Origin of the sequence: Streptomyces callyspongiae (assembly GCF_047200695.1) — a bacterium.
Taxonomy (GTDB): Bacteria; Actinomycetota; Actinomycetes; order Streptomycetales; family Streptomycetaceae; genus Streptomyces.
In genome coordinates this window covers 194272-215350 of sequence record NZ_JBJZOM010000010.1, presented here as the reverse complement: position 1 = coordinate 215350, position 21079 = coordinate 194272, and the positions used below count along the sequence as shown (strand labels likewise).

The window sequence follows — 21079 nt, the reverse complement described above, 5'->3', positions numbered from 1 at the left end:
AGCCGGAACCCGAGCAGCGGACTCCGGGACCGGGTGACCGGATCGGCTCGCGACTCCGTGGAAAGGACGTGTACCGATGAACCATCTGTTCCTCCCCGACACCGATCCGGTGGAGGCCTCGCTGCGGGGCTTCGTGCGTGCGCACTCCGGGCTCGTCGCCCTGCACGAGGATCCCCTCTTCGTCACCGCCCGCAACCGTCACCCCGGACGACGGGTCGGACTCGTCTCCGGAGGCGGCTCCGGGCACGAGCCGCTGCACGCCGGCTTCACCGGGACCGGCATGCTCGACGCCGCCGTCCCGGGCCGGATCTTCGCCTCTCCGCACAACCGGCAGGTCTACGAGGCGAGCCGGGCCGTCGCCGGGGACCAGGGCGTCCTGCACATCGTCAAGAACTACACCGGTGACCGGATCAACTTCGGCATCGCGGCCGAGCGTCTGCGCGACGAGGGCATCGCGGTCCGCCGCGTCCTCGTCGACGACGACCTGGCCACCGACAGCGCCGACACCGCGACGGGCCGCCGCGGAACGGGCGCCACGGTGATCGTGGAGAAGCTGCTCGGCGCCGCCGCCGACGCCGGCCTGGGGCTCGACGAGTTGGCCGCGCTGGGCGGCGACGTGGTGCGGGCCTCGCGCAGCATCGCCGTCGCCGGACGGGCCCAGACCTCCCCCTCCCACGGCGGGGAAGCATTCGACCTCGCGGAGGGACAGATCGAGTACGGGGTCGGTATCCACGGCGAGCGGGCGGCCGGAACCGTCACCCAGCCGCCGTTCGAGGAACTCACCGAACGCATGGCGGTGCAGGTCCTGGACGCCTTGCCGCACACCGGCGCCGGCGTTGTCCTGCTCGTCGGCGGGTTGGGCGCGACCACGCTGCTGGAGCTCTACGCCCTGCACGATCACCTTCGCACCGTGCTGGACAAGCGCGGTGTGGCGGTGGCCGGCCAACTCGTCGGCACCTACGCGCCCGCGCTCGACATGAGCGGCTTCTCCGTGACGATGACCGCAGCCGACCCCGGCTGGCTCGCGTGGTGGCACGCGCCGACACGCACACCCGCCTTCCCCTCCTGGGAGCAGCCACGATGACGAACCACCAGACGGATGTCCTCCGCACCTACACCGAGGCCGTGCACGCCACCGAGGAGGCGCTGACCGCGCTCGACCAGCTCTCGGGCGACGGCGACTTCGGGCGCAACCTCCGCGAGGGCCTGGACCGGACGCTCACCCTGCTGGACCACGAGCCGCGGGAGTCGGCGACCGCCACGGCCGCGACGGCCTTCCTCGACCACGTCGGCGGCACCAGCGGCCCGCTGCTCGGTCTGCTGCTCCGGGAAGTCGGCCGGGCGCTGGAGACCGAACAGGACCACCTGGCCGGCTGGTCGGCGGGCGTGCGCGAAGGGCTTGCCGCCGTCCAGCGCGTGGGCGAGGCGGAACCGGGGGATCGCACCATGGTCGACGTCCTGGTGCCGGCCCGGGACGCGTTCGCCGCCGGCGCCTCGTTCACGGGCGTGGCGAGGACCGCACTGGCCGCCGCCGCCGCGACGGCCGACATGCGGGCCCGGCGGGGACGGGCGTCCTACGTGGGCGCGCGGGCTCTCGGCGTTCCCGACCCGGGAGCGGTGGGCGTCGCGCTGCTGTTCTGGGCGCTGGCAAGAGTGTCGGAACCCGGCAGCGCACTCGGCGACCCCGCCGACCTCGTGCCCGTACCGGAACGGCACGGCTGAGCCAGAGCCGTCGAGCGCGACGGCGGGGCGGGCCGGACGTGTCCGCCCGGCTGCCCGGAGACGGTTCAGGAGAGGGCCGTCTCCGGAAGCGGACCGGCCACGTAGGTGCCGCTCACGGCTTGAGGCCGACCCCGGCCCACAGGCTCACCTCTGGGTCCGTCGGCGCCTCGGAGACGCTGTCGGCGCTGCCGCGGGGAGCGGGAACGGTGATGTCCGGCCGCCACTTGTGCGCCATCACGATGCCCGGGTCCAGCAGCCGCAGACCGTCGAAGAAGCCGGTGACCTCCTCGCGGCTGCGTGCCTGGGTGGGGACGCCCTTGGCGGTGTAGACGTCGATCAACCGCCCCACGCCCTCGGGGTCCACGTCCTGCGTCACGTGCGACAGGCACAGCGCCGAACCGGCCGGGAGGGCGGCCAGCAGGTGCCTCGCGATGTCGTAGGGGCCCCGGTCGTCGGGCACGAAGTGGAGGACGGCGTTGACGGACAGCGCGATCGGCTCGCTCAGGTCCAGCGTCTGCCGGAACTCCTCGGACTCGAGGATGCTGTCCGGCCGGGTGATGTCACCGGCGACGTAGGCCGTCGCGCCGTGTTCGCTGTTCAGCAGAGCACGTGCGTGCGCGAGCACGATGGGGTCGTTGTCCGCGTACACGACCCGCGCGCCCGGCGCCGCGGCCTGGGCGACCTCGTGCAGGTTCGGGCTGGTGGGAAGGCCCGTGCCGATGTCGAGGAACTGACGGAACCCCGAACCCGCCAGGACCTGGACCGCGCGGTGCATGAACGCCCGGTTCGCCCGCGCGGCGCTGCGCGCGGCGGGCCACGCCTTCAACGCCGCCTCGGCGCCTTCCCGGTCCGCCTTGTAGTGGTCCTTCCCACCCAGGTAGTAGTCGTACATGCGCGCGGAGTGCGCCCTGTCGAGCTGCAGGTCCACCGGGCCCTCGGCACTGGATGAGGTCATGACACGCCTTCCTCGTTCTGCTCCCACAGAAGCTGACTGATCATCGGGTCGACGCACCCATCGTAGTGACACGCTTCACCCTCCATCAGGAGCATGGCACATCGGGCTAGTCGGGGACCGCAGGAAGGTAGCCCCGCTGCACAGCGTGCACTCCGGCCTGGAAACGGCTGCGGGCACCCAGGTGGGCCATCACATCGGTGGCGATCCGCCGTGCCGTACGGGCCGAGACGCCCAGCCGCTTGGCCGTCGCCTCGTCGGTGAACCCCTGGGCGAGCAGCCGCAGCACCTCGACCTGCTGGTCCGCCAGGTCCTCCGGGTCTGCCCTGCGGGGAGCGCCGAGGGGGCGAGCGGTCTGCCAAACGCTCTCGAAGAGTGCGCACAGGGCCGCGACGACGCCCCGCGCCCTGATGACGACAGCACCCGTCCCCGTGTCGTCCGCGTCCGCGGCGATGAGGGCGACACGGCGGTCGCTGATGATCAGCCGGGTCGGCAGGGAAGGAGCCGTTCGCACCTTCCCGCCGAGCGAAGTGAGCCACTCGGCGTGCGCCACCGTCGCGGGATCGCGTCGAATACTGTCCAGATAGACGGTCCGCATCCGGATTCCGCGATGCAGCAAACGCTTGTTGAGTGGCCGGGAAGCATTCATGTTCGCCGCGGTCTGCGGGCCCCCGGGCGCGAAGGTGAGGAACTCTTCCTCGACTTCCCTGTTCAACGTGGAGAGATAGTCCCGAATACTGTCGATACCACTGAGCTGCGTCAGATCCCCTTGCGGAGCACTGTTCACCTGGGAAGCGAATTCGGAAATGAGTTTTGCAGCAACTGCCCGACTTGCTTCGACGCGCTGTTGCTGCGCCGCGAGTTCAGCCTGCTGCCGGGCGAGTAGGATCTCCATGGCCAACTGGGGACTCACCGCATGGCTTCGATCGTGCTCGTCCGCGGCCGGCCTGACGAGCGCGAGTTCACTCAACGTGTCCAAGGCCGCTCTGACGACGCTCTCCGGGTGACCCAGACGCTCCGCGAGCTCGGCGATGGAAGCATGAGGATGAACCAGCATGTCTCGGTAAATCGACTCCGCAATCGGGTTGATTCCCAATATCTCCAGCATTCGACTCCCTTGACGTATTCAATTGGTGTCCAGTTGTCATCCTCGTAGAGTACCCGGACACCTCTGCTACGGCGATGCATTCCGGACAATCCATCCCGACAACTGGACAAAGAGAACGCGCCGTCGGACCATCAAGGGTCACGGGCCGGCCCGCGCAAAACACTCGAGCATTCCGCGCCCCGGCAGCCGTCCGGACGCGCGGGTGCGGTACCGGCTCCGTCACAGGGCGAGCAGCCCGGCCGCCGTCCCGCGGAATCCGCAGGCGTCGACGTAGAACGGGCGCAGATCCTCCTCGAAGTCCACGTGCAACCAGGCGCACCCGGCTGCCCTGGCCCCCTCGGCCGCCGTGCCGACGAGGGCAGCGCCGACGCCCCGCGAGCGCACGCGGCGCGCCGTCACGGTGTCGAGTACGAACGCGTGCGCCCCTCCGTCCCAGGCGACATTGACGAAGCCGACGAGCTGCTCCCCCTCCGTGGCGCACACCCACCCCAGACTGTGGCGCTGCAGCCTCTCCCGCCAGTCGATCCGTCCGACCGGACCACCGAATCCCTCGGCGTGCAGGGCGTTGAGCGCGGCGTTGTCCACCGGTCCCCGCCAGAGGTACGTGAGCGTCATACGGTGACACTATGCGCGCCGTCCGTCCGGGGACAGGCCGCCGTGTCGCAGGGCCGGGCGGCCCTGCCGGCCGGCCCCGGCTGCGCCTAGCGTCGGAAAGAGGGAACGGCACGCCCGCGCCGCACGGGAGGCGTCATGGCCGAGGGAGCAGCCCGCCGGGAGGTGCCGGCCGGACCACGCGGGCTGTCGGAGGCCGAGGCCTCCCTCCGGCTCTCCGCCCACGGCCCCAACGTGGTCACAACGGCCCGGCACACGCCCGTGTGGCGGCGGCTGCTCCAGCAGCTGCGCGACCCGCTCATTCTGGTGCTGCTGGTCGCCGCCGCGCTCACCCTCGCCACCCGGGACTACTCGGACGCCCTGGTCATCGCCTTCGTCGTGGTGGTGAACACGGCTGTCGGCGTGGCCCAGGAGGTGCGCGCGGAACGGGCGATCACCGCGCTGCGGTCCCTGAGCGCGCCGACCGCCAGGGTGATGCGTGACGGGACGGCGCGGTCCGTGCCGTCCGCCGAGGTCGTCTCCGGGGACGTCGTGGTGCTGGCCGAGGGCGACATCGTCCCCGCGGATGGCTCGCTGGTCGACGCGGCGGCCCTGCTGGTGGACGAGTCGTCCGTGACGGGAGAATCGGTGCCCGTCGACAAGACCGCCACCGGCGACGAACCCGGCGGCGACGCCGTCCGCACAGTGTCGGCGGGGACGGTGGTGGTGCGGGGACGCGGCCTGGTGACGGTGACCGGCACCGGCGCGGAAAGCGCCCTCGGCCGCATCGCGTCCCTGCTGGGGACGGCGCCCGGGCTCACCCCGCTCCAGCATCGCCTTGCACGCTTCGGGCGGCTGCTGGCCGCGGTGACCGTGGTGCTGTGCACGGTCGTGCTGGCCGCGGGGCTGGCCCGCGGCCAGCCCCTCGAACTGATGGTGATCACGGCGATCAGCCTTGCGGTGGCGGCCGTCCCCGAGTCGCTGCCCGCCGTGGTCACCCTCGCCCTGGCGCTCGGTGCCCGCCGGATGGCCGCCCGGAACGCCATCGTCCGGCGGCTTCCCGCAGTGGAGACGCTCGGCTCCGTCACGGTCATCGCCAGCGACAAGACGGGCACCCTCACCCAGGGGCGCATGTCGGCCGAACACCTGTGGACGCCGTCGGGGGCCGCGGTGGCCACCGGGCACGGGTACGATCCGGCGGGCCGCGTCGCACGCGGCGGGCGCACGGTCACGGCCGAGGACGCACCCGATCTGGAACGTCTGCTGCGCTGTGCGCTGCTCTGCAACGACGCCGCCCTGCAGCCTCCCACCGCCGGCGGTGGGAGCTGGACGGCGCTGGGCGACCCGATGGAGGCGGCGCTGCTGGTGGCGGGGGCCAGGTTCGGCCTCGACAGGTCCGCCGTCGACGCCACCTGGCCACGGGTGCGCGAGGTGCCGTTCGACAGCGGCCGGAAACGCATGACGACGGTGCACCGTGGCGCCGACGGGCTGCTCGTGGTGTGCAAGGGCGCGCCCGAGGTGCTGCTGCGGTCCGGCGTCCTGGTCGAGGACGGCACCCACCGGGCCGAGGCGCGCCGCGAGGCGGAGCAGCTCGCGGCCGCGGGGTACCGCGTTCTGGCCGTCGCCAGTGCCCGCCGTCCACCCACCGCGCCGCTGGACGCGCCGCCGGAGAGCTGGGAGTCCGGTCTGCAACTGGCGGGCCTGATCGGCGTCATGGACCCGCCGAGAGCGGAAGCTGCGGACACGGTGAGGGCCTGCCGCGACGCGGGCATCGTGCCGGTGGTGGTCACCGGCGACCATCCGCTCACGGCGCGTGCGGTCGCCGACCGGCTCGGCATGCCGACCGGGCCGGGGGACGTCGCCACCGGCACGGAGGCGGAGTCCGACGGAACGCGGGGCACGCCGCTGCGGCGGGTCCACGCGCGGACCTCGCCCGAGCAGAAGGTCGGCATCGTCCGGGCGTGGCGGCGGAGCGGGCATGTGGTGGCCATGACGGGCGACGGGGTGAACGACGGCCCGGCGCTGCACGAGGCCGACATCGGCGTCGCGATGGGGCGGCGCGGCACGGAGGTGGCCCGGCAGGCAGCCGATCTCGTACTCGTCGACGACGATCTGGGCACGGTGGTCGCGGCCGTCGAGGAGGGCAGGCGGGTGTACGCCAATGTCCGCCGGTTCCTGCTCTACGGGCTGGCGGGCGGCTCAGCGGAGATCCTGGTGATGCTGCTGGGCCCGTTCCTGGGGCTGACGCTGCCACTGCTGCCCGCGCAGATCCTGTGGATCAACCTGCTGACGCATGGTCTTCCCGGGGTGGCGCTCGGCGCGGAACCCGTGGACCGGGGCGTGATGCGGCGCCCGCCGCGGCCTCCTGCGGAAAGCGTGCTCGGCGCGGGTCTGTGGCCGCGGATCGTCCTGATGGGCGTGGTGATCGGCGTGGTGACGCTGGGCGCCGGCGTGTGGGCGTTCGAGGCGGGGAGGGCATGGCAGTCCCTGGTGTTCCTGGTCCTGGGCGTGGCGCAGTTGGGTGTCGCCCTCGGTTCGCGCGCCCGGCCGGGCACACTGGCCAACCCCTTCCTCGTGGTGGCGGTCGCCGTCGCGCTCGCCCTGCAGGCCGCGGGCGTGTTCGCCGCCCCGCTGCGCTCCCTGCTCGGCACGGAGCCGGTGGGGCTCCTCGAGGTGGGAGTGGCCGGTGTGTCGGGCGTCGTGTGCTATCTGGTGATGCGCGCGCAGGCGGCGGTGCGGCCCGAACACCGCCGCTGAGGCGTGCGGCCCCGGGCCCACGCCGTGCCCGCAGGGGAGGCTCCGTGTCTCGGACCCGGGCGGGCTCTGCGGGGCGGGCGGTGCTGTTCAGCGGCGCTGCTGCGGGTTCCGCTGCCAGGGTCCGGTGATCGCCAGCATGATGCCCGGCGTCTGGATGTTGGCGTACAGCGTCTCGCCGTCCGGGGAGAAGCAGACGCCGGTGAACTCGCTGAACTCGGGCTCCGCTTCGGTGCCGATGTTGTACTCGTTGCGGGCGATGGCGTACGTGTCGCCGCGGTCGGTGGCACCGAAGAGGTGCTGCAGGCCCTCGCCGTCCTCGGCGATGACGAGACCGCCGTAGGGCGAGACGGTCATGTTGTCCGGACCGTCCAGGGCGCCGGGCTCGGAGGGGTCGGCGTTGACCCCGAACCGCACCTTCAGGGTGACGGTGCGGCGGCGGGGGTCGTAGAACCACACCTGGCCGTCGTGCGGCTCGCCCGGGCTCTCGTCACGGGCGAAGGAGGACACGAAGTACGCCCCGCCGTCGCCCCACCACATGCCTTCCAGCTTGCGGGCGCGGGTGACCTCGTGCGCGCCGAACTGCTTGCGCACGGGAGTGGTCCGCGCGTCCCGGTCGGGCACCTCCGTCCAGTCGACGCCGTACACCGTGCCGATGCGGGTCGCGTACGACAGGTCCTCGACGAAACGGCCGCCCGAGTCGTAGCAGCACATGGCTTGGAGCACGCCCGCGTCGTCGGCGAGGCCGCGCAGCGCGCCCCGGCCGTGCTCGAAGCCGTGGGGCGGGGTCCAGCGGTAGAAGAGCCCGTTCGGGCCGGAGGCGTCCTCGGTAAGGTACAGGTGACCGCGCCGGGGGTCGACGACGACGGCCTCGTGGTCGTACCGGCCCAGCGCCTTGATCGGCTTCGGGTCCCGGTTGGCCCGGCGGTCCCGCGGGTCGACCTCGAACACGTAGCCGTGGTCCTTGGTCATGCCGTTCTCGCCGGCGCGGTCGGTGTTCTCCTCGCAGGTGAGCCAGGTGCCCCACGGGGTCGAGCCGCCCGCGCAGTTGGTGGAGGTACCGGCGATGCCGACCCACTCCTCGACGTGGTCGCCGTGCCGGGAGACCTCGACCACCGTGCAGCCGCCGGAGGCGGCCGGGTCGTACACGAGCCCGTCCAGCAGCGGCACGGGGTGGTCGTAGTCGCTCCGCGGACCGCGGAGCTCGTGGTTGTTCACCAGCAGGGTCGCGCCCCGCTCGCCGTCGAACGCTGCGGTGCCGTCATGGTGGGAGGGGGTGCGCTCGCCCGACTCCAGCGCGGTCACCCCGGAGTGGGTGAGGATCCGGTACGAGAACCCTTCGGGCAGGGCCAGCACCCCGTTCGGGTCCGGCGCCAGCGGGCCGTAACCGACCTCGTGGTGCCTGTGTCCCTGCGGGCCCGGGCCGACGGGGCGGCCCAGTGCGCCCGGTGCACTGCCCAGCACGCCCACGCTGCCGGCGAGCACGAGGCCCGCCCCGGCGGCTGAGTGCTTGGTGAAGTCCCTTCGGCTGACCGGCATGTGTGCCCGCCTCCCGTGGTGTCGTGAACGTTGCACCGGCCACGTTTCCCGGCAGGTGCCAACGCAGGTTGAACCGACGGCGACGGCGAGCGGACGCGTTCCCGACGCGACGGGAACGGAGGCGGGACCCGCTCAGTCGCGGCGGGCGGAGCGTGCCTTGAAGGCCGCCTTACGGGCTTCCTTCGCGATCTTCTTGTCCGGGTGGAGACGCCCCATGGCGTCGAGGACGTCGGCCACGGCCGGGTGGTCCGCCTGCCAGGCCTGGTCGAAGAAGCCCGCGTGCTGTTCGACCAGCCCCTGGATCAGCTCGCGCAGTTCGTCCGCCTCCCCACCCGTGGCGAGTTGCGCGGCGATGGTGTCGACCGCCAGCCAGAAGACCATCTGCTCGTCCGGAACGGGGACGTCCTCCGCGCCGTGCTCCACGAGCCAGACCCGGGCCAGCCCGCCGAGTTCGCGGTCGTCGAGGACCTCGCGGAGGGCGGGTTCCGCGGCGTCGCCCGCGAGGGAAAGCGCCTGCTGGCACACCAGACGGCGCCCGGGCGCCTCCTCGTCCCGCCCACGGGCTGCGGCCAGCAGGTCCCGTGAGGCAGTGTCCCGGTCCGCGCGGGAGGCGAACCAGCCCTCGACCTCCTCCTGCGCGCCCGCCTCCGGGTACGTGACGAGTGCGTCGAGCAGCTCGCGAGCCTCGGCGTCCCGGAGGTCGCCGACCAGCGGTGCGTCGACGCCCTCGTCCAGCATCCGCTGCCGCACGGCGTAGAGGCCGAGCGGAGTGAGCCGCACCATGCCGTAGCGGGAGACGTCCTCCTCGTTCTCGTCCTCCGGCGACACGTCCGCCTCGTCGGCCTCCCGCGTCAGCGCCTCGTCCACCGGGCGATAGGCGATGACACCCGTCGGCTCGAGGATCCGGAACTGGTCGTCGAGACGCATCATCGCCGAGGAAACCTCCTCGAGCACCTCGTCGGTGGGCTCGCCCATGTCGTCGGGCACGATCATCGACGCCGCGAGGACGGGCAGCGGCACCATGGCGCCGGAGGAGACGGCCGGGTCCTGGAGAGTGAAGAGGTAGAGGTTGGCCAGAGCACTGTCCAGGAACTCGGTCTCCTCCTCCGGGTTCCACTCCATGGCTTCGAGGTCGAGGGCGTCGGGGTCGATCCGGCCGTTCTCGTCGACCACCCCGTCCAGATCGCCGATGAGGTCCTCGATGTTGGGCGTGGCGGCGTCGGCGAGCACCGTCCCGAACCCCAGCTCCCACAGCTCCAGGATGTCGGAAGGGGCGGGAGAGCCGTTGAGGCCCGCCAGTTCCGGACCGCCCTTCGCGGTCCCCACGGGATCGTCGGTCTCCAGCGTGGGTTCGGCGCCCTCGTCCTCCTCAACCTGCAGCAACTCGGTGTCCACGGCGAGGTTCCAGGCCTCGGACGTCGCTGCGGGCCCCTCGGGGTCGTCCTCCAGACCGAGGCGCCCGGCAGCCTCCTTGAGCTGCTCCGCGAGGAGTTCACCGCCCGCCCCGACGCGTACGCCGTTCTCTGCGGCCCAGCGGGCCAGGCTGACCGCGCGGGCGAAGAGCGGTGCCGCCAGTGCGTCCCGGGCGAGCTCTGCCTCGGCCGGCAGCCGTACGGGAGGCAGGGTGGGGCGGTCGTCTCCGGTCATGGGCGGGCTCCTCGGCGGGCGTCGGCGGAGGCGGAAGGCAGGACCCGGGCGCGCGAGGAGCGCGGAGGCACCGGCGCCCGGTCAGGGAGCCAGCCTAGAGGACATGGGCGGGAAAGTCGTAAGCCGGACGCTGCGGTGTCCGCCCGTGACCTGCCACGACGCTCGGCACGGGAACTGCGGTCCACCACAGGTTCATCCCTGCGTGTCATGTCCGGCCCTGCGGCAGGGCCGCGGTCGTGCTCAGCTGCCCGACGGTGGTTCGGACGTGCGCGGGCCCGCGTCCGGCACGCGAACGCCGGCATCGGCCGCAACCGCCTCCCCCTCCGGGGCGTCGGACGCCTGGGCGCTCCGCGGAGCGGCGGCTCCGGGGCCGTCCACCACGTCGCGTACCAGCAGGGCCGCGCCGGCCACCGCGCCCGGGGTGAGCAGCACCGCGAGGAACGGCAGAAGGAAGCCGAGCACGAGGGGGACCCCGAAGCCGAGCGCCAGCGACCGTCGGGCGCGCACCAGCCGCAGCCGCTCCCGCACCGGGATGCCACGGCGCTGCATGGCGACGGAGGTCAGCTCGACGGTGAGGAAGTAGCCGGATACGCAGAAGCCGAGCACCGGAGCGACGGTCTGGCCCGCCACCGGTACGAAGCCCAGCAGGAACAGCGGCACGGTGAACAGCAGGGCGCGGAAGAGCACGTACAGGCTGTCGCACAGCGACCGCCACAGTCCGACCCACCAGGACTGGTCCGGCCCGGGCGGGCAGTGCCCCTCGGCCTTCTCGACCTCCTCCGAGAGCTTCTCGTAGAACGGATCACCGATGAGGAGGGTCACGGCGGTGAAGGTGAGCACGGCGAGGGCGAGGCCGACCGCCCACAGCAGCACGGCGGACACGATGCGGAGCGCCTCGCGCCAGAAGGTGGACCAGTCGTCGGCGAACGGGGTCGCCCAGGAGGCGATGTCGTCCGCCCGGAAGGCCAGAGCGGTCAGGGCGGCGGCGTACAGCAGGAACGCGATCAGTGCGGGCACCAGCCCGAACGCGTACCAGCGGAAGTGGCCGAACGCCCAGCGCTGCCCGCGCCGCAGGTAACCGAACCCCACCCTGAGATCGCTCATGCCCGGCAGCCTACCGGGGGTGCCGGGGGCACTGCCCCCGGTAGGCCGTGACCTTCGGGCCCGTGCTGTCAGTTGTGGGCGTGCAGGGCCTCGTTGAGGCCGCCCCAGGAGCCGCTGCGCTGCAGGGCTTCGACGGTGCCGGTGGTGGAGTTGCGGCGGAACAGCAGGTTGTGCGCGCCGTTCAGCTCGACCGCCTTGACGACCTGGCCGTCCGGCAGCGTGACGCGAGTGCCGGCGGTGACGTAGAGGCCGGCCTCGACGACGCAGTCGTCGCCGAGCGAGATGCCGATGCCTGCCTGGGCTCCGAGGAGGCAGCGCTCGCCGAGCGAGATGGTCTGCTTGCCCCCGCCGGAGAGGGTGCCCATGATCGAGGCGCTGCCGCCGACATCCGAGCCGTCGCCGACGACGACGCCGGCGCTGATGCGGCCCTCGATCATCGAGGTGCCCAGCGTGCCGGCGTTGAAGTTGCAGAAGCCCTCGTGCATCACGGTGGTGCCCTCGGCGAGGTGGGCGCCGAGGCGGACCCGGTCGGCGTCGCCGATGCGGACGCCCTTCGGCGAGACGTAGTCGGTCATGCGGGGGAACTTGTCGATGCTGGTGACGTTGAGCTGCACGCCGCCGGCGCGGGCGGCGAGCCGGACCTGCTCGACGCGGTCGACGGCGACCGGGCCGAGGTTGGTCCAGGCCACGTTGGACATCAGGCCGAAGATGCCGTCGAGGTTCTGACCGTGCGGGCGGACCAGGCGGTGGCTGAGCAGGTGCAGCCGCAGGTAGGCGTCGTGGGCGTCCAGCGGCTTGTCGCCCAGATCGGCGACGACCGTGCGCACGCCGATGACCTCCACGCCGCGACGCGGGTCGGGACCGAGCGCGTGCGGTGCCGCCTCGCCCAGCAGCGCGGCAGTCTGCTCGGCGCTGAGCCGTTCGGTGCCGGCCGGGCCGGCCTCGGCGGACAGTTCGGGGGCGGGGAACCAGGTGTCGAGGACGGTTCCCTCGTCGGTGACGGTGGCGAGCCCGGCGGCGACGGCGCCGGTGGTGCGGGTGGTGGTGGCTGCATCGGTCATACGCCGAACGCTAGCCCGACCGGCGCGAGGATTGCGAACGGCAGCCGGTGGGCGTGACGTGTGGCGTCCCCGCGGGGCCGGCGCTGCCCAGCACCCGCCCGGGCCCGCGGGGAGACGGGGCCGGGCCGGGCGACGGAGGGGCAGCAGCTACTTCCTGCGGGCCACCACCCGCATCGGCAGCTTGTCCGGGTGGGCGACGGCGGAGGCGACCTCACGGACTTCATGGCCCGGGAGCGGCTCGAAGCGCCAGCGCGCGAGGACGGTGGCCATCGCGAGGGCGATCTCCGTCAGCGCGAAACCGTCGCCGATGCACTTGCGGTTACCGGCGCCGAACGGAATGTATCCCTCGCGGGGGCGTCCCTCCCGGCGTTCGGGCAGCCAGCGGTCGGGGTCGAAGGTGTGCGGGTCGTCGTAGAGGCGCTCGTCGCGGTGCAGGGAGTAGAGGCTGAAGGCGAGTTCGGTGCCCTCCTCCAACCGGTGGCCGGCGATTTCGACCGGTGTGGTGACACGCCGCATGAGGAGCGGGACCGAGTGCATGCGGCCTATCTCGTCGATGACCTGGCGGGTGTAGGTCAGCTTCGGCAGGTCCTCGAAGGCCACGTTCCCGTCGGGCGCCACGCTGTCGATCTCCGCGAGGAGCTTCTCCTCCACCTCGGGGGCCTTGGCCAGTTCGTGGAAGGTCCAGGCGAGCGTGGAGGCGGTCGTCTCGGTGCCGGCGAACATGATGGCGACGAGTTCGTCCCGGATCTCCCGGTCGGTCAGCTTCTCGCCGGTATCCGCGTCGCGGGCGTTGAGCAGCATGGAGAGCAGGTCGTTGTAGTCGACGTCGCCCTCCTTGTGGGAGGCGGCGATGACGTCGTCGATGACCGTGCGCAGCCGTTTCGCCGCCTGGTTGAAACGCTGGTTCGCCGGAATCGGAAGATGGTCGAGCAGGCGCGGGGTGACGGCCCGCAGCAGTGCGTAGCGCAGCAGGATCGGCACGTCGACGCGAACGGCTTCGGCGGCGGGCCGGCTGATGTCGGCGGAGAACATCGTCTCGGCCAGAGTGCCGACGGAGAACTCGGCGAGCTCCTGGTCGACCTGGACGGTCTGCCCGTCGGTCCAGGCGTCGGCCATGGCACGTGCCCGGGACGCCATCGTCTCCGCGTATCCGGCGATCTTGGCCTGGTGGAAGCTGGGCTGCATCAGACGCCGGTGCCGCTTGTGGATGTGGCTGGGCGCGGTCGGCAGCGAGTCGCCCACCAGGACGCGGGCCCGGACGAAGAAGCGCCCCTTGTCGAGATGCCGGGCCTTGGTGACGAGCAGTTCGTGGGTCAGCTCCGCACTGTTGACGAAGTAGATGGGCAGGGTTCCCACGTCCACCCGCACGAAGTCGCCCGTGTGCCGCAGCGACTGCATGAAGTCGAGCGGGCGGCGGACCAGCGGGAGGACGTGTCCGATCAGCGGCATGCGGCCCGGTGCTCGCGGCACCACGGCAGCACTGGTTGCGGCCATCACAGCGTTTCCTTGTCTCGGCACCGGGCCGTCAGTTCGCCATCAGTCGGGTGTGAGGGGTGTTCTGCGCCGGGACGCGCGCGGCGTACTCCTGCGAGTGGGGCAGCAGGTCCCACCACCAGGCGATGCAGGGGATGTCCAGCGGTTCGTTGCTGTCGTCGGTCGGGGTGTCGAGGAAGGTGGAGGGCAGCTGCGCGGGGTCGTCGGGAGTGGTGTAGCGGTGCGAGCTGATGCCCCAGTCCTGCGCGCCCCGGATGAAGTGGCCCAGGCTGCGCAGGTACTGACTCAGCTGCGGGCCGGCGGTCGTGAACGTCAGGTGGTCGCAGAGCCTCTGGAAAAGCACCATGACGCGGTCGCGCTGGGCGACGGCGGTGCGCAGGGCCTCTTCCGGGGCCAGTCCCTGCCGCTGTTCGAGGACGCGCAGCACGTTGAGGTAGTACTGACCGGCGCGGCTCTCCTTGTGGTGGGAGAAGAGGTCGTTGTCCCAGGTGATGACGTAGTAGGCCATCTCGGCGGCGGCCCGAACGGAGCGGTGGTCGCGTTCGCCGGGGTGGAGTTCGTAGCCGTGCCCCATCTCCAGCAGGGGCAGGACGACGGAGGTGGCGCCGTCGTAGAGGCGCATGAGGGTGTAGTCGTTCAGGTCGGGCACCGTCGCTCGGCTGCGGTGCCCGGCCTCCCACACCACGGAGAGGAAGTACTCGCGCAGTGCGTCCACCCAGCGGGTGACCTGAGCCGGCGTACCGTGCTGCGCCATGCGACGGCTCAGGTCGCGCAGACCGTCGGCGAGCGGGTCCTGCGGCAGCATCGGTGCTTCGGGGTTCTGCGCGACGCGCAGCAGACGGGAGAGTTCGCCCGACAGCAGGCCCGGGTCGGCGCCGAGTTCCCCCTCCTCGCAGTGTCCGTCGTCGACGCCGAAGAGCCAGAGGATGAAGTCGGCGAGAAGCTGCACGACCTCCTCGCGCCCCTCGGGGAGGATGCGGGCGGCGAAGGTGCCGATCTCACTGGCGACGAGCTTGTCGCGCAATGGGGGTGAGCCGATGCCGAAAGCGTGCGCCCATGCCGCGTTCCGCTCGTCGACGGCCTGGTGCCGCGGGTGGATGGCCGGGGGTATCGGAGAGTAGACGGGCGGAACGAGCAACCCGTTGTGCACGAGCGATCACCTCAGTCGTTCAGCGGACGGCTGCTCTCCACGCGGGTCTCGGAGAGCCGCCTGCACCGCGGCCTGATCCACGGCACACCGATGCAGCCACCGCAGGGGTTTCGCAGTGGCTGCATCAGTGTGCGAAGACGGCCAGAAGTTGATCACAACGTTTCGAAGCGCTCAACCCCTCGGATGTCGAACTGAGGTGTCAAGAGGGCCTATTGCGCCACTCTCTGCCCGGATCGGCAGCCGGCCCCGGCACCCGGTGCGCTGTCCTCCTTCACCGGCGGCTCCGGCCGGGAGAACGAAAGGGCCACCGGATGCCGGGGACGGAGGTGGGCGGACGGGTGGGTTCGGCAGCGGGTGCCGGTGGAACGGGAACAGCGCGCTGGGGCGGCAGTTCGGGCCCGGGGGCTCGCTCCGGTGCCGACCGGCTCTTCGCGGACCAGGGGTGGCCCGGGGTGAACCGGACCGGCAGAGCGGTCAGCGGACGCGACATCAGCGAAGCGTTCCAAGTCAGTTCCTCCTCCGCCACAGCCAGTTCCAGATCCGGCAGCCGGGAGAGCAGGACGTCGATCCCGGTGTCGGCGATGGCCCGGCCCAGATCCTGGCCGGGGCATTCGTGCGGACCGCCGCTGAAGGCCAGATGCGAGCGGTTCCCGTGCACGGAGGCGGAGGTGTCGGGGCGAATGGCAGGATCGACGTTGCCCGCGGCCAGACCAAGGATCAGCATGTCGCCCTCCTTGATCCGCTTGCCCGCCAGTTCGACGTCACCGGTCGCCCAGCGGCCGAGGTTGGTGGTCATCGGCGGGTCGTCCCACAGCACCTGCTCCAGCGCGTCGGGCAGCGTCATGTGTCCGCCGGCCAGGTTCGCCCGGAAACGACGGTCGGTGAGCACCAGCCGCAGGGTGCCCGCCATCAGGTTGACCGTCGGTTCGTTGGCCGACACGAGCACGACGCGCAGGTGCTCGCGCACCTCCTCGTCGCTCAGCCCGGCGGCATGCTCGATGAGTTTGGAGGGCACGTCGTGCCCGGGCGTGACGCGTTTGCGTTCCACGAGCTGCTGCAACGTCTCGGTGATGTAGTCGTTGCTGGCCACCGCCGTTTCGGTGCCGCCGAGCATGTCGCGCGCCGCGTCGACGAGCTGGGGACCGTACTCCTCCGGCATGCCGAAGAGCTGGGTGACCACACGCAGCGGGAGCTGCGCGGCGAACTGGTCGACCAGGTCGGCTCGGCCGGTGGCGACGAAGTTGTCGATGAGGTGGTGGGAGAAGCGGGTGACGTAGCGTCGGATGCCGCGCGCCTCGAACCGGGACAGGCTGTCGGTCACCGCACGGCGCAGCCGCTCGTGCTCGGTGCCGTCGGCGAACACGCACAACGGCTGCCACGCGGTCAGCGGCGTCAGGGGGTGGTCGGGCGGTACGTTGCCCTCGGCCATGTCGCGCCAGCGGCGCGAGTCCCGGGAGAACAGCGTCGAGGTCCGGGCCACCTCCAGGTTCTCCCGGTGGCCCAGCACCAGCCACGCCGGCAGGTCCCCGTGCACCAGCACGGGGGCCACGGCGCCGTGTTCGGCGCGCAGCTTCTCGTACAGGCCCATCGGGTCGGCGTCGGCCTCCGGCCCGTAGAGGCGCCGCAGGCCGCCCGGCCCCGGGTTGTGCGCCGGGCATCCGGGCGGTGGTGCGGCCGGACCCGGCTCGACGGTGGGCTCACTGGAGGGGGTCACATCGCCTCCGAACTCGTGACAAGGGAACGCAGGTGGTGCATCAGCGTCATCAGGACGTCGCGGCTGGAGTCGCGCTGCCGCGCGTCGCACACGACGATCGGGACACCCGACGGCAGGTCGAGCGCGCCGCGCAGGTCCTCCACCGAGTAGGTGGGGGCGTCCGGGAAGGAGTTGACGGCCACGATGAACGGCACCGACGCCTCCTCCAGCCGGCCCATCACGTCGAAGCTGGCCTCGAGGCGCCGCGTGTCGACGAGGACGACGGCGCCGAGCGCCCCGTCGAACAGGCCGTTCCACAGGAACCAGAACCGCTCCTGCCCGGGCGTGCCGAACAGGTAGAGGACCATCTCCTGGTTGAGGCTGATACGGCCGAAATCCATCGCAACGGTCGTGGCCGTCTTCCGCTCGACGCCGGTGTTGTCGTCGACCGTGGCCCCGGCCTGTGTCATCGTCTCTTCGGTGGTCAGCGGACGGATCTCACTGACCGAACGGACCAGCGTCGTCTTGCCGACGCCGAAGCCGCCCACGACGACGAGCTTGACCGCCACATTGGTCGACGACGGCAGCGCGTCCTCGCTCCGCGGCCCCGTGACCGCCTCAGAGCTTTTTGAGTCCATCGATTACCGCCTCAATCAGTGCGATGTCCGGAAGTGTTGATGCAGGGTTGCGCGTCTGCACCAGTTCTTCGTCCAACAGGTCGGTCAGCAGCACGGTGGTCACGCTGGCGGGCAACCGCAGGTACGCGGAGATCTCCGCCAGGGACAGCGGTGAACCGCACATGCGCAGAATGGCCGCGTGCTCCGGTTGCATGCCGACCTTCGGCTGTTCGCGGGCGACGATCAGCGTGACCAGTCCGAGGCCCGCCGTCTCCGGCGAGTCGGTACGGCCCCCCGTGATGACGTAGAGCCGCTCGGGCGTCTCCGCGTCCTCCCATTCCTGGTCTCTTTCGCTCATACGGGCGATCCGTCATGCCGCGGAGGGCTCGTGAGATGGGCTCCGATGCGCGCCACCAGATCGCGCATGCACTGGCCGACCAGGCCCGCATCGACCCCCTCGTCCGCCAGCACGGCCAGGTGCGCTCCCGCACCGGCCGCCATCAGGTACATGAAGCCGCCGTCGATCTCGATGACGACCATCCGCATCCGCCCGCTGCTGTGCTGGAACTCCGCAGCGACCGCGACGGACAGGCTCTGCAGCCCCGATCCGATGGCAGCGATGCGATCGGCAGTGTCCTGGTCGGTGTCGTGCCGTGCCATGCACAGGCCGTCCGAGGACAGCACCACCACATGACGGGTCTGCGGGACGCTCTCCGCCAGGTCTTTCAGCATCCAGTCCATGTCGGCCTGCCGATCCATCGCTCACTCACCCTCATCCGACGTCGTGTCTGTGCTGCTGTTGCGGGGTGCGGATGTCGTGCGCCCCTCGCCGGACAACCCGCTCGCCAGGTCCGCCATCCACATGCCGGGCTCCGGCGGGGCGGCCCCGCCCTCCGCCTCCGGCGGTGAGGCCGGGCCCCGCGCATCGAAGCGGCCGCGACCGGCCGGACGCTGCCGGCGGCGACGCCGCTGCGGCAGACCGTTGGCGTTGCGCACCGGCTCCTCCCGGGGAGCCGCCCCCCCGGCCTCCTCCTGGAGACCGGTCGCGCGCCGCGGGAGTGCACCCGACGTCCCGCCGTCGCTCGGCGGCCCCGAAGCGGCCGGTTCCGCGGCGGCCGGCGCCGCACGCCGCGGCTCGTGCTCGGCATCGGCCCCCGAACCGACGCCCTCCGAAGCGCTCACGGGAGCACTCGGGTCCGCGGGCGCGGCCCCGATACCGTGTGCGCGCACCGTGACCGGCGCCGTCGTGATCGTCCGGCTCGGCACGACCAGCACGGCCCGCACACCGCCATAGGCGGACGGCGGCAGCGACACCTGGAAGTCGTAGGCCCTCGCCAGGCGTCCGACCACAGCCAGCCCCAGGCGCGGCGCTTCTCCCAGGTCGTTCAGGTCGATCCCGGCGTGTGCCTCCTTGAGCATCTGCTCGGCGCGGGACCGGGCCTCCTCGCTCAGCCCGACACCGCCGTCCTCGATCTCGATCGCGACACCCGCGTGGACCTCGCTCGCCGTGAGGTGCACCTTCGTCTTGGGCGGCGAGTACCGGGTCGCGTTGTCGAGCAGCTCGGCGAGCGCATGGATGAGCGGTTCGACCGCAGGTCCGGTGACGGCGACGTCGACCACCGAGTGCAGCTCGACGCGCTGGTAGTCGGTGATGCGCGACATCGCGCCACGCATCACGCTGTAGAGCGCGACCGGCTTCCTCCACTGCCTGCCGGGGCGTGCCCCGCCCAGCACGGCGATGCTGTCGGCAAGGCGACCGATCAGCGCGGTGCCGTGGTCCAGTTTGAGCAGGTCGGCGAAGAAGTCGGGCCTGCTGCCGTGCCGTTCCTCCATCTCGCGCAGGTCGCGGGCCTGCTGGTGGATGACGGCCTGCACACGGCGAGCGATGTTGACCACACCCCGCTGCGCGGAGTCGCGCAGCGTCTCCTCGGCCTGCACGGCCTGTACGACGCTGCGCAGCAGCTCCCGGTGGGCGGACCGGAATTCGGCGCTGAGCCGCTCGTCGGCGGACTCCATGGACAGCAGGACGTCCTCGGCGAACTCGCCCTCCTGCAGGCGCTCGACAGCTTCGGGCAGAAGCTGCTGCGCCAGCGCCGTCGTGGCGGCCTCCTGCTGGATCAGGCGACTGCTCAGCGCCTCTTCCCGCTCGGCGTGCCGGGCGCGCTCGGCGGCCGCCGCGGCGCCACGGCGGGCCACCTCCGCCGCGAGCACGGCGACGGCGAGCGTTGCCACCGCCCCGCACCAGATGACCGCCGCGCGGGCCTCGACCTGTACGACCAGGGCGGCGACGACGGTCACCACCGCGGTCACTGCGGCGGGCAGGAACCACGCCGCCGCAGGAACGGACCGCGGGCCTCCGGGGGACGATCCAGCACGAACCATCAGCATCCTCACAATGTCGAAGCGGCGAACGCGACAGTGGTGTTCGTTCGCCGAGCAACCGAAAGTCGGCCGGTCGAGCGCACGGCCGACACGGCGACAGGACAGGGAGAGACGAGGAGATCCACTGCGTCAGCGCTCCGAGTCCTCGGCAGCATAGCTGTCATGAACTCATAGATCACACAGGCTACTTGGCGGATCATCGGTTTCAGGCATTGCAATGCGGTCACGCCGCGGCCCCCGTCGCTGCCGGTCGGCTCGACGCGCGGCCCGGGAGTCAGTGCGTGCCGACACCGCGGGAGGCGAGGGGCTCCAGACAACCCCGGAGCGCCTCCGGATCGACAGCGCGTCCACTCAGGAGCAGTTGCAGCGTCAGCCCGTCGACGAGGGCGGCCAGGGCGCGGGCGGTGGCGTCGTCGGGCGTGCGGCGCCGCAGGATCGCGGCCAGTCCGTCGATGCACTCGGCGGCCAGCGGCCGCACCGCGTCGTGGCGCAGTGCCGCGAGATACAACTCGTACTCGACGCGGGTACGGGCCAGGCCGCCGGTGAGGGAGTTCTCGATGAGCCGCGCGGTCTCCGCCGCCAGGTCGGCGTCTGCGGGCAGACCGCGTTCCCAGCTGTCCACGGCCGCCAGCCAGTCCGCGCCCATCCGCTCCAGCGCCGCGACGAGCAGGTCGTCGCGGGAGGCGAAGTGGTAGGTGGTCGAGCCGAGAGGGACGTCGGCCGAGGCGGCGACGCGGCGGTGGCTGAGCCCCGCGATGCCGTGCTCCGCGACGACGCGGATCGCGGCGTCGACGAGACGGCGGCGACGGTCGGGGTCGTGCCGGCGCACAGCGGCCATCAGTGAGCCCCTCCGAGGTTCAGCAGGACCACTCCGGCGATGACGAGCAGCAGGCCGAGGATCTTCGGGAGGGTGACGGCCTCGCCGATGAAGACCATGCCGATGGCCGCGACGGCCGCGGTCCCCAGCCCCGCCCAGATGGCGTAGGCGGTGCCCACGGACATGGTCCGCAGCGTCTGGGCGAGGAGGAAGAACGCGACGAGATAGCCGGCGACCGTGGCGAGCGACGGCCACAGCCGCGTGAACCCGTCGCTGTACTTCATCGCCGTGGTCCCCAGGACCTCCGCGAGGATCGCCGCGCCCAGTGTCAGATAGACCATGTGTACGAGCGTACACAACGATATGTACGCCCGTACACAAGACGGCGGTCCCGGGCACCCACCGCGTCCCTCGGGAACGCGTGGGCGGCCGGGACCGCCGGTCGGCC

Annotated in this window: 19 protein-coding genes; 3 read left to right on the top strand and 16 right to left on the bottom strand. The window is 71.8% G+C overall.

The window, feature by feature from the left end:
* Nucleotides 1–76: 76 nt before the first annotated feature.
* Nucleotides 77–1084 carry a dihydroxyacetone kinase subunit DhaK gene (locus ACL06G_RS12480; RefSeq protein WP_412786624.1) on the top strand — a complete coding sequence of 336 codons (1008 nt, stop codon included), beginning with the start codon at nucleotides 77–79 and terminating at the stop codon, nucleotides 1082–1084.
* Complete coding sequence (dhaL, locus tag ACL06G_RS12475) at nucleotides 1081–1722, top strand: dihydroxyacetone kinase subunit DhaL (RefSeq protein ID WP_412835885.1); 642 nt, start codon at nucleotides 1081–1083, stop codon at nucleotides 1720–1722. Before ACL06G_RS12480 ends, dhaL begins: the two co-directional genes overlap by 4 nt.
* A gap of 112 nt (nucleotides 1723–1834) precedes the next feature.
* On the opposite strand, the gene ACL06G_RS12470 is transcribed toward dhaL, so the two are convergent.
* From ACL06G_RS12470 to ACL06G_RS12460, 3 genes are all read right to left on the bottom strand, one after another.
* Complete coding sequence (locus ACL06G_RS12470; RefSeq protein WP_412786626.1) at nucleotides 1835–2677, bottom strand: SAM-dependent methyltransferase; 843 nt, start codon at nucleotides 2675–2677, stop codon at nucleotides 1835–1837.
* Nucleotides 2678–2783: 106 nt separating this feature from the next.
* A complete protein-coding gene (locus tag ACL06G_RS12465) occupies nucleotides 2784–3782 on the bottom strand; it encodes a helix-turn-helix domain-containing protein (RefSeq protein WP_412835884.1) in 999 nt (332 codons plus the stop codon).
* 219 nt (nucleotides 3783–4001) lie between these two features.
* Nucleotides 4002–4397 (bottom strand): GNAT family N-acetyltransferase, encoded by a 396-nt coding sequence (locus tag ACL06G_RS12460; protein ID WP_412786628.1) that lies wholly within the window; start codon nucleotides 4395–4397, stop codon nucleotides 4002–4004.
* A gap of 135 nt (nucleotides 4398–4532) precedes the next feature.
* Between ACL06G_RS12460 and ACL06G_RS12455 the strand changes: the two genes are divergently transcribed.
* Entirely contained in the window at nucleotides 4533–7130 is a 2598-nt protein-coding gene (locus ACL06G_RS12455; protein ID WP_412786629.1) for a cation-translocating P-type ATPase, read from the top strand.
* 87 nt (nucleotides 7131–7217) lie between these two features.
* On the opposite strand, the gene ACL06G_RS12450 is transcribed toward ACL06G_RS12455, so the two are convergent.
* The 13 genes from ACL06G_RS12450 to ACL06G_RS12390 all read right to left on the bottom strand — a co-directional run bounded on the left by ACL06G_RS12450 (nucleotide 7218) and on the right by ACL06G_RS12390 (nucleotide 20972).
* Nucleotides 7218–8666, bottom strand: coding sequence for an alkaline phosphatase PhoX (locus ACL06G_RS12450; protein WP_412786630.1), 1449 nt, complete (start codon nucleotides 8664–8666; stop codon nucleotides 7218–7220).
* Between the two features lie 132 nt (nucleotides 8667–8798).
* Complete coding sequence (locus ACL06G_RS12445) at nucleotides 8799–10313, bottom strand: hypothetical protein (RefSeq protein WP_412786631.1); 1515 nt, start codon at nucleotides 10311–10313, stop codon at nucleotides 8799–8801.
* 240 nt (nucleotides 10314–10553) lie between these two features.
* The gene (locus ACL06G_RS12440) at nucleotides 10554–11417 is read right to left on the bottom strand and encodes an EI24 domain-containing protein (RefSeq protein ID WP_412835883.1); all 864 of its coding nucleotides are present in this window, start codon (nucleotides 11415–11417) and stop codon (nucleotides 10554–10556) included.
* 68 nt (nucleotides 11418–11485) lie between these two features.
* Complete coding sequence (gene dapD, locus ACL06G_RS12435; protein WP_412786633.1) at nucleotides 11486–12478, bottom strand: 2,3,4,5-tetrahydropyridine-2,6-dicarboxylate N-succinyltransferase; 993 nt, start codon at nucleotides 12476–12478, stop codon at nucleotides 11486–11488.
* A 147-nt stretch (nucleotides 12479–12625) separates the two neighbouring features.
* Nucleotides 12626–13972, bottom strand: coding sequence for a cytochrome P450 (locus tag ACL06G_RS12430; RefSeq protein ID WP_412786634.1), 1347 nt, complete (start codon nucleotides 13970–13972; stop codon nucleotides 12626–12628).
* Between the two features lie 31 nt (nucleotides 13973–14003).
* Complete coding sequence (locus tag ACL06G_RS12425; protein ID WP_412786635.1) at nucleotides 14004–15122, bottom strand: selina-4(15),7(11)-diene synthase; 1119 nt, start codon at nucleotides 15120–15122, stop codon at nucleotides 14004–14006.
* A gap of 271 nt (nucleotides 15123–15393) precedes the next feature.
* Nucleotides 15394–16836 carry a cytochrome P450 gene (locus tag ACL06G_RS12420; RefSeq protein WP_412786636.1) on the bottom strand — a complete coding sequence of 481 codons (1443 nt, stop codon included), beginning with the start codon at nucleotides 16834–16836 and terminating at the stop codon, nucleotides 15394–15396.
* Nucleotides 16833–17453 (bottom strand): GTP-binding protein, encoded by a 621-nt coding sequence (locus tag ACL06G_RS12415; RefSeq protein WP_412786637.1) that lies wholly within the window; start codon nucleotides 17451–17453, stop codon nucleotides 16833–16835. Before ACL06G_RS12415 ends, ACL06G_RS12420 begins: the two co-directional genes overlap by 4 nt.
* On the bottom strand, nucleotides 17434–17790 hold the full coding sequence (locus ACL06G_RS12410) for a DUF742 domain-containing protein (protein ID WP_412786638.1): 357 nt from the start codon (nucleotides 17788–17790) through the stop codon (nucleotides 17434–17436). Before ACL06G_RS12410 ends, ACL06G_RS12415 begins: the two co-directional genes overlap by 20 nt.
* Nucleotides 17787–18191, bottom strand: a complete 405-nt coding sequence (locus ACL06G_RS12405) for a roadblock/LC7 domain-containing protein (RefSeq protein WP_412786639.1) — start codon at nucleotides 18189–18191, stop codon at nucleotides 17787–17789. Before ACL06G_RS12405 ends, ACL06G_RS12410 begins: the two co-directional genes overlap by 4 nt.
* A gap of 3 nt (nucleotides 18192–18194) precedes the next feature.
* Nucleotides 18195–19814 carry a sensor histidine kinase gene (locus ACL06G_RS12400; RefSeq protein ID WP_412786640.1) on the bottom strand — a complete coding sequence of 540 codons (1620 nt, stop codon included), beginning with the start codon at nucleotides 19812–19814 and terminating at the stop codon, nucleotides 18195–18197.
* A 274-nt stretch (nucleotides 19815–20088) separates the two neighbouring features.
* A complete protein-coding gene (locus tag ACL06G_RS12395; RefSeq protein ID WP_412786641.1) occupies nucleotides 20089–20652 on the bottom strand; it encodes a TetR/AcrR family transcriptional regulator in 564 nt (187 codons plus the stop codon).
* Nucleotides 20652–20972 carry a DMT family transporter gene (locus ACL06G_RS12390; protein WP_412786642.1) on the bottom strand — a complete coding sequence of 107 codons (321 nt, stop codon included), beginning with the start codon at nucleotides 20970–20972 and terminating at the stop codon, nucleotides 20652–20654. Before ACL06G_RS12390 ends, ACL06G_RS12395 begins: the two co-directional genes overlap by 1 nt.
* Nucleotides 20973–21079: the final 107 nt, after the last annotated feature.